General features: G+C 52.1%; 8 protein-coding genes. 6 read left to right on the plus strand and 2 right to left on the minus strand.

Annotated features, from left to right (window positions below):
* Positions 1 to 14: 14 nt before the first annotated feature.
* The 3 genes from MLE19_RS21985 to MLE19_RS21995 all read left to right on the plus strand — a co-directional run bounded on the left by MLE19_RS21985 (position 15) and on the right by MLE19_RS21995 (position 2,874).
* Positions 15 to 1,184, plus strand: a complete 1,170-nt coding sequence (locus MLE19_RS21985) for a phosphoglycerate kinase (protein WP_240720495.1) — start codon at positions 15 to 17, stop codon at positions 1,182 to 1,184.
* Positions 1,185 to 1,294: 110 nt separating this feature from the next.
* The gene (gene fba / locus MLE19_RS21990) at positions 1,295 to 2,359 is read left to right on the plus strand and encodes a class II fructose-bisphosphate aldolase (RefSeq protein WP_240720496.1); all 1,065 of its coding nucleotides are present in this window, start codon (positions 1,295 to 1,297) and stop codon (positions 2,357 to 2,359) included.
* 164 nt (positions 2,360 to 2,523) lie between these two features.
* Positions 2,524 to 2,874 carry a hypothetical protein gene (locus MLE19_RS21995; RefSeq protein WP_240720497.1) on the plus strand — a complete coding sequence of 117 codons (351 nt, stop codon included), beginning with the start codon at positions 2,524 to 2,526 and terminating at the stop codon, positions 2,872 to 2,874.
* Positions 2,875 to 2,892: 18 nt separating this feature from the next.
* Here the strand turns inward: MLE19_RS21995 and MLE19_RS22000 are convergent, their stop codons facing one another.
* Positions 2,893 to 3,363 (minus strand): hypothetical protein, encoded by a 471-nt coding sequence (locus MLE19_RS22000; RefSeq protein ID WP_240720498.1) that lies wholly within the window; start codon positions 3,361 to 3,363, stop codon positions 2,893 to 2,895.
* Between the two features lie 285 nt (positions 3,364 to 3,648).
* Between MLE19_RS22000 and MLE19_RS22005 the strand changes: the two genes are divergently transcribed.
* From MLE19_RS22005 to MLE19_RS22015, 3 genes are read left to right on the plus strand one after another with little or no spacing between them, the layout of a single operon-like run.
* On the plus strand, positions 3,649 to 4,347 hold the full coding sequence (locus MLE19_RS22005; protein ID WP_240720499.1) for an HAD family hydrolase: 699 nt from the start codon (positions 3,649 to 3,651) through the stop codon (positions 4,345 to 4,347).
* Between the two features lie 2 nt (positions 4,348 to 4,349).
* Positions 4,350 to 4,724 carry a translation initiation factor Sui1 gene (locus MLE19_RS22010; RefSeq protein ID WP_240720500.1) on the plus strand — a complete coding sequence of 125 codons (375 nt, stop codon included), beginning with the start codon at positions 4,350 to 4,352 and terminating at the stop codon, positions 4,722 to 4,724.
* Between the two features lie 58 nt (positions 4,725 to 4,782).
* Complete coding sequence (locus MLE19_RS22015) at positions 4,783 to 5,691, plus strand: nuclease-related domain-containing protein (protein WP_240720501.1); 909 nt, start codon at positions 4,783 to 4,785, stop codon at positions 5,689 to 5,691.
* A 16-nt stretch (positions 5,692 to 5,707) separates the two neighbouring features.
* On the opposite strand, the gene MLE19_RS22020 is transcribed toward MLE19_RS22015, so the two are convergent.
* On the minus strand, positions 5,708 to 7,039 hold the full coding sequence (locus MLE19_RS22020) for a deoxyguanosinetriphosphate triphosphohydrolase (RefSeq protein ID WP_240720502.1): 1,332 nt from the start codon (positions 7,037 to 7,039) through the stop codon (positions 5,708 to 5,710).
* Positions 7,040 to 7,133: the final 94 nt, after the last annotated feature.

Genomic DNA, 7,133 nt, shown 5'->3' on the forward strand with positions numbered 1-7,133 from the left:
AGGAAACCGCTCACATGAACGTGAAAAAGATGACTGACGTTCCCCTGGAAGGGCAACGCGTGCTGATCCGTGAAGATTTGAATGTGCCCATCAAACATGGCCGCGTCTCCAGCGACGCACGCCTACGCGCCGCATTGCCGACGATTCAAGCAGCCATGAGGGCTGGCGCGAAAGTAATGCTAATGAGCCACTTGGGGCGCCCCACTGAAGGCGAACCCGCCGATGAATTCTCGCTTGCGCCGGTGGCTGAGCACCTGGCTGAGCTGCTAGGTCGCCCAGTACCGCTAATCAAGACGTATCTTGGTGAGACGTTAGACATCGCCAACGGTGATGTGGTGCTACTTGAAAATGTTCGCTTCAATAGCGGCGAGAAAAAAGATGACGAGCAGCTGGCAAAGCAGTACGCCGCGCTATGCGATATTTTTGTCATGGATGCGTTTGGCACGGCTCATCGCGCACAAGCGTCTACTCACGGCGTGGCCCGTTTTGCACCCAGTGCTTGCGCAGGCCCGCTACTGGCCCAAGAACTCGATGCTTTGCAAAAAGCCCTGGCGAAACCGGCACGTCCTATGGTGGCGATCGTTGGTGGTTCCAAAGTATCTACCAAACTGGATGTGCTCACCGCGCTGGCTGATAAGTGTGATCAACTTATTGTCGGTGGCGGCATCGCCAACACCTTTATTGCCGCCGCAGGCTATAATGTCGGCAAATCGTTATACGAAGCCGATTTGATAGGCCAGGCGAAGGCGCTGATGGAAAAGGTATCGATTCCGTTACCCACCGATGTGGTGGTGGCCACTGAGTTTTCTGAATCAGCACAAGCCATCGTTAAACCGGTTGACCAAGTCGCTGACAATGAGATGATTTTAGATATTGGTCCAGACACCGCCGCTCATTTGGCAAGTATGCTAAAGGATGCGGGCACTATCCTATGGAATGGCCCTGTGGGGGTATTTGAAATAGATCAGTTCGGCAAAGGCACTCAGGTAATTGCCCAGGCGATCGCCAATAGTGCAGGTTTCTCTATTGCCGGTGGCGGCGATACGTTGGCGGCCATTGATAAATATGCCATAGCGGATCGCGTGTCCTACATCTCCACTGGAGGCGGCGCCTTCCTTGAGTATGTCGAAGGTAAAGAGCTACCTGCCGTCGCTGCACTCGAAGCGGCCGCCAAACGCGGTTAACATGGCACGACTTGAACTTGAACGCTCACTGCAGTCGATTATTTATACAGCTTCGTCTAACAGCACCGTTTTTGACAACTCGGTCTCTACAACATACATAAGGTAATTTCATGGCTTTGATCAGCATGCGCCAAATGCTCGACCACGCCGCCGAATATGGCTACGGCATCCCGGCATTTAACGTTAATAACCTTGAGCAGATGCGCGCCATTATGGAAGCTGCTGACGCCACTGACTCTCCCGTGATTGTGCAAGCCTCTGCGGGTGCTCGAAAGTATGCGGGCGCACCGTTTCTGCGCCATTTGATTTTGGCGGCTGTGGAAGAGTTCCCGCATATTCCTGTTGTTATGCACCAGGATCACGGCACCAGCCCTGCGATCTGCCAGCGCTCCATCCAGCTAGGCTTCTCCTCGGTGATGATGGATGGCTCTTTGGGCGAAGACGGCAAAACACCCACCGACTACGACTATAACGTCGATGTTACCCGTCGTACGGTGGAAATGGCCCACGCCTGTGGTGTTTCCGTTGAAGGTGAACTGGGCTGCCTGGGCAGTTTGGAAACCGGTATGGCGGGTGAAGAAGACGGCATTGGCGCTGAAGGCAAACTGGATATGGAGCAACTACTTACCGACCCAGAAGAAGCCGCCGAATTCGTTAAAGCGACGCATGTGGACGCATTAGCCATTGCGATTGGCACTAGCCACGGCGCTTACAAATTTACCAAACCACCCACTGGCGATACGCTCTCTATTCAGCGCATTAAAGAGATCCATGCGCGCATTCCCGATACCCACCTTGTTATGCACGGCTCTTCATCCGTGCCGCAAGAGTGGCTGGAAGTCATCAACCAGTATGGCGGCCAAATTTCCGAAACGTACGGCGTTCCGGTGGAAGAGATCGTTGAAGGGATTAAGCACGGCGTGCGCAAAGTCAATATCGATACCGACCTGCGACTGGCATCCACCGGCGCGGTACGTCGTTTTCTGGCCCAGAATCCTGCCGAATTTGACCCACGTAAGTTCTTAAAGGAAACCGTAACAGCAATGCGCGACCTGTGCATCGCCCGCTATGAGGCCTTTGGTACAGCAGGCAACGCTAGCAAGATTAAACCAATTAGCCTTGACGCGATGTCCCTACGCTACGAGCGCGGCGAAATGGCGCCTAAAATCAAGTAAGCCTGTTAGTACAATTACTTAATGAAAAGACGACCAATCGGTCGTCTTTTTTTTACTTAACTCACGTTATGCTCGACGAAATACATATTGCATTGCAGCATTGATACTCCAACACTGGTGATGAGTCCACGAGGTTTCGTGTTCCAACAGAGAGGCCAATACCCATGAAAAGCTCCACAATGTTGCCAATGATGCCTACCACACCGCTCGCAATGTTCGATGTCTGGAAGGCTGGCTTAATGGCATTTGAACTCTGGACGACTTCGCTATCGACCATCACCATGCGCAATCATTTATGGCAAACACAGCCTTTTTTCAGCCCTAATATGATGAAAGAAAATCAAAAAATGGTCACCGAAAAACTCGAAGCCAGCATGGAAGCTGGCCTCGAAATGCAGAAAGCGCTGTTTAACTCAATGAACGGCCAGTTAGCCCCTTGGTGGGTTACCAGCCAGCGCACAATGAAACCTTACCATCAGCGCAGTAGCGCTAATTCACGCCGCCTAGCTAAGTAGCTATTTCAGGCATTGACGTTACTCGTTATCGTCAGTGCCATCGTTATCATCGTTGTCGCCATTTTCTTCTTCGCTGCTATGGATAGCATCATCTGGACTGCCCGTTCCGCCCGTACCAGCTTCTGGGTTCCTATCTTCACTCTTACCAGGCTCTAGCGCTACGTCATCCTCACCTTCGCGGGTTTCTTCTGCTCCGCTGCTTTCTTCACCACTGTTGGCATTCTCACTATTTTCCTCTTCATTCTTTTCTTCTTCCTCTTCTTCTTCGCGAATACGAGCCTGATCGTTAGATTGATCAGCATCGCTAGAGGTCTCTTCATCGCGTTTTACAGACCCCGCTTTAATACCGTACTCCTCTTCCAGTGCTGCATCGTCGAGCGGCTCATGCTGCTCCTCCCCCGCCTCATGATTATCAGCGAAGACATAGCTGGTCGTTGTCAGCAAAGCAGTACTAAGTGCAAACGTTAGGAACAAAGGGGTTAGGCGCATTGGGCGTTCTCCATGGTGCGGGTATGACAGAATAGTGTATCCCTGCTTTCTCTTCAGCGCAGCTGGCCGTTTCCAACGCTAGTTCGACAGCGTGTCCTAAGGCTAAATGACATACAACAGCGGCCACCAAAATGAGCGTAGCCATTTAAGCTGGCTCAAGAGTAACGTGTAGGCAAGTAAAAAATAACAAAACAGTGTTCACAAATGACGTAAAATCCCGTTCAATAGCAGTATGGATGGCTTCAACTAACACTGGCAGCGCTTGAGCCGCTGCAAGGAACCGCAATGCCGCTCCCACTTTTGCTGTTTGACTGTGATGGCACACTCGTCGATAGCGAGCCGCTACTGGCCGAAGAGATGGCCGTTGGGCTTAATTCAGTAGGGCTACCTTTCGCGTCTACTGATTATCTTGGCGAGTTTCGTGGAGCGCGCTTTCGGCGTATCGTTGCTGAACTTCAGCAGCGCTACGGTGATGTTGACCCTGACCAGCTTGAGCGCATGGAAATCTCTATGCGCGCCAATCTCGCGACGCGGCTTGCTCAGGAGTTGACGGCCATACCCGGCGCCCGTGAAGCGTTGGATATATTGGACGCTTATCCGAGTGCAGTAGTTTCTAATGGGCCTGAAAGCAAAATTCTTACGGCTTTAAAAGCCACAGGACTCAACCACTATTTTGGAAAACGCTTTTTCAGCGGCTATACCGCAAATTGTTGGAAGCCTGAGCCCTGTTTACATTTACACGCAGCAAGTATCATGGGGTATGCAGCGCGTGACTGTATCGCCATAGATGATGCCTTGGTCGGTGTTCGCGCAGCGCTGCAAGCGGGGATGACGGTAATTCATTTAAACCGCTTCCCTGATGCCGAAGAGACGCCAGAAACCGCCATTATGATCAGTAATATGTATCAGTTACCCGCCGTAGTGGAGCGTCTCACACGTGAATATTGGCAGACACCCGTGCCTCAACACTCTATAGGAGGATAATAATGGCCTCTTTGCGTGATCAATTGGGTGGGCTGGTTTACTCCACTGAACATGGTAAAACCTGCCCTACCTGTCGGGAAGCACTCGAATCCTGTCTGTGTGATGATATGAGCGAACAGCAACGCCTAGCGGCTCTCGATGGCGTAGTGCGTATTCGGCGTGAAACCAGTGGGCGTAAAGGCAAAGGCGTGACCACTGTTAGCGGCATTCCTTTGCCTAGTGAAGAACTTAAAACACTGGCAAAGACGCTTAAAAAGCGTTGCGGGACGGGTGGAGCTGTTAAAGACGGTATTATTGAAATTCAAGGTGACCATCGCGATGTTCTGCGCCAAGAGTTAAGCGTTCTGGGCTATCAGGTTAAACTCGCAGGGGGTTAAACCTTCTACATCACCAAGACTTACCGTCAAGTAAGTCGCTATAGGGCAAGGCACTGCAATGGCTTGGCTGGAATACTTGCTACCCCTCATTTTTTTATTCCCCATGGCGGCAATGGCCAGTATTGTCTTGGCGCTGCGTAATCTTCACGATGCCCGCGTTCATTCACCCTTCAAAGCTCCTCTGCATGAACCCGGGCAAGCGCTAAGGCACCGCCTTGATCAAGCTTTTTCCAGCCTTTTTTTAAATGGCGCTTTAGGCCCCATTATCAGCCTTGCCCCGCTTGTTTATGGGATGGGGCGCATGCTGTTTGTCGAGCGACAGGACTGGGTCGAATGGGCACTCTATGGCCTGCTCAGCACCTTACTTGTGCTGACGTTTTCATTGCTGCTGGTACGTGACTATCAACGTATTCGACGCTTAAAATTAGGCTTAGCCTGCGAACTCGCCGTTGGCCAGGAGCTTGAGCGCTTGGTTCGCCCTGACGCCCACCCTTACTACGTATTTCACGATGTACCCACAGATAGCTTCACGATTGATCACGTGGTAGTAACGCCTCATGGCGTTTTTGTCGTGGAAACAAGGGCAAGAACACTCGCTATCGGCAGTGATGGCAACGAACTCAATACAGTAGCGGTAGAGCGCGAGCGGTTGCGCTTTCCTCACTGGCAAGAGCGGCGACCACTGCACAAAACACGCCAAGGGGTTAACTGGCTTACCCACTGGTTAGAGCGACGCTGTGGCGTGCCCGTGCCCGTACGTGGTGTACTGGTACTCCCGGGCTGGAAGATAGATAACAGTGAAGCCGCACCGGATATACTGGTGGTAAGCGGAGACACGTTAGCGAAACAGATAACGGAGCTAACGCCTGGCCCGCTTAATGACGCGATCCACGATAAGATCATCAATGTACTACTGGAGCGCGCCAGACTGATGGAATTGAAGCACCTACGCCAACCTTCGGTATAAGTGCTATAGACCTAGCCTAATCACCGCGTAAACGACCGCCCATCTCCTGGGCTAGATCTACCGCATAGTGATCCGTCATTCCGCCAATAAAGTCCAGCATTCGACGGTAGCTATCGTAAAGGGGCCAAGAAGGCAGCGGCGTATTTTCGCCAATAAGGGCCAATACACGCTGGTGTTTAAACGATGAATGCCCGGTGTGGTGAAGCTCGTGAGCAGCACCAATAAACGCTTCCAAGAGAATGCCTAGCGTCGTATAGGCACCAATCTCTAATTTTGCCTTCCGCTCGTTTTGAAAAATACGCTCTCTTGCGAGCTGCTTAGCCGCTTGCACTCCCCATCCCAGATCCGGATGGCATAACTCCAATAAGTCGTCACTAAGGGCCCCGCTCAGTAGGGCTTGTTCATGCTGCACAAACACCGCGCCGACATCATTGACGGCACGCTCCATTGCAGCGCCTCGTAGTAGCGCGATACGCCGCCGTTGAGACACGTTTCGGGCTTGCATGTCGGCATACTCGGGTGGGAACTCGCCAGCAATTTGGCGAAGTATTTCGACCACTTCCTCATAGCGCAGAATACCCATTTCCAAACCGTCTTCCAGGTCCAACAGGGCATAACATATGTCGTCAGCGGCTTCGACAAGCCAAGCCAACGGATGGCGACACCAGCGCTGCTCACCTTGCGGCAACAAACCAACTGCTTCAGCTACCTCTTTGAGTAGCGCCTGCTCTGATTGATAAGCGCCAAATTTGCCTGCTCGCCCGCTGTAACGAACCGTCCAAGGATATTTGAGTAGCGCACCAAGCGTGGCTGCGGATAGCCGCATCCCACCATTAAACTGGTTATATTCGATCTGGGTAATCACCCGAAAGCCCTGGGCATTGCCCTCATAGGTCAACAGATCCTCACGCTCCGCGTCTGAAAGGCCTTCTAATAGCCCACTGCTTTGAGCACGCTGAAACCAGTCACGAATAGCATACTCGCCAGCATGTCCAAAAGGTGGATTCCCAATGTCATGCCCCAAGCATGCTGTCTGAACTATCACCCCAAGATCGGCGGGCGTTATCCACTCAGGCAGGCGGTCATGTAACAGCTCGCCCACAATCATGCCCAAGGAGCGACCTACACATCCAACTTCTAGCGAGTGAGTTAGGCGGGTGTGGATATGATCGTTTTCGGTTAGCGGATGCACCTGGGTCTTGCGCCCAAGGCGCCTAAACGAGCCTGAGAAAACAATTCGGTCGTGATCTTTATGAAACGGGCTACGACCAATTTCGCGAGTGCTTGTTGAGCGTTGATCGTGAAGACGTCGTGGGGAAAGTAGTTGTTCCCAGCGCATCTGAGTCATGGGCAATCCTCCTTGAGGAGTGCATTCTGACATAAAACGCCAGAAAACCGCACGTTAGTGTGAGGGTAAGGTGTAGGGTGTTTTCTTTCACGCA

This window comes from Vreelandella neptunia, assembly GCF_022489065.1.
Classification (GTDB): Bacteria; Pseudomonadota; Gammaproteobacteria; order Pseudomonadales; family Halomonadaceae; genus Vreelandella; species Vreelandella neptunia_A.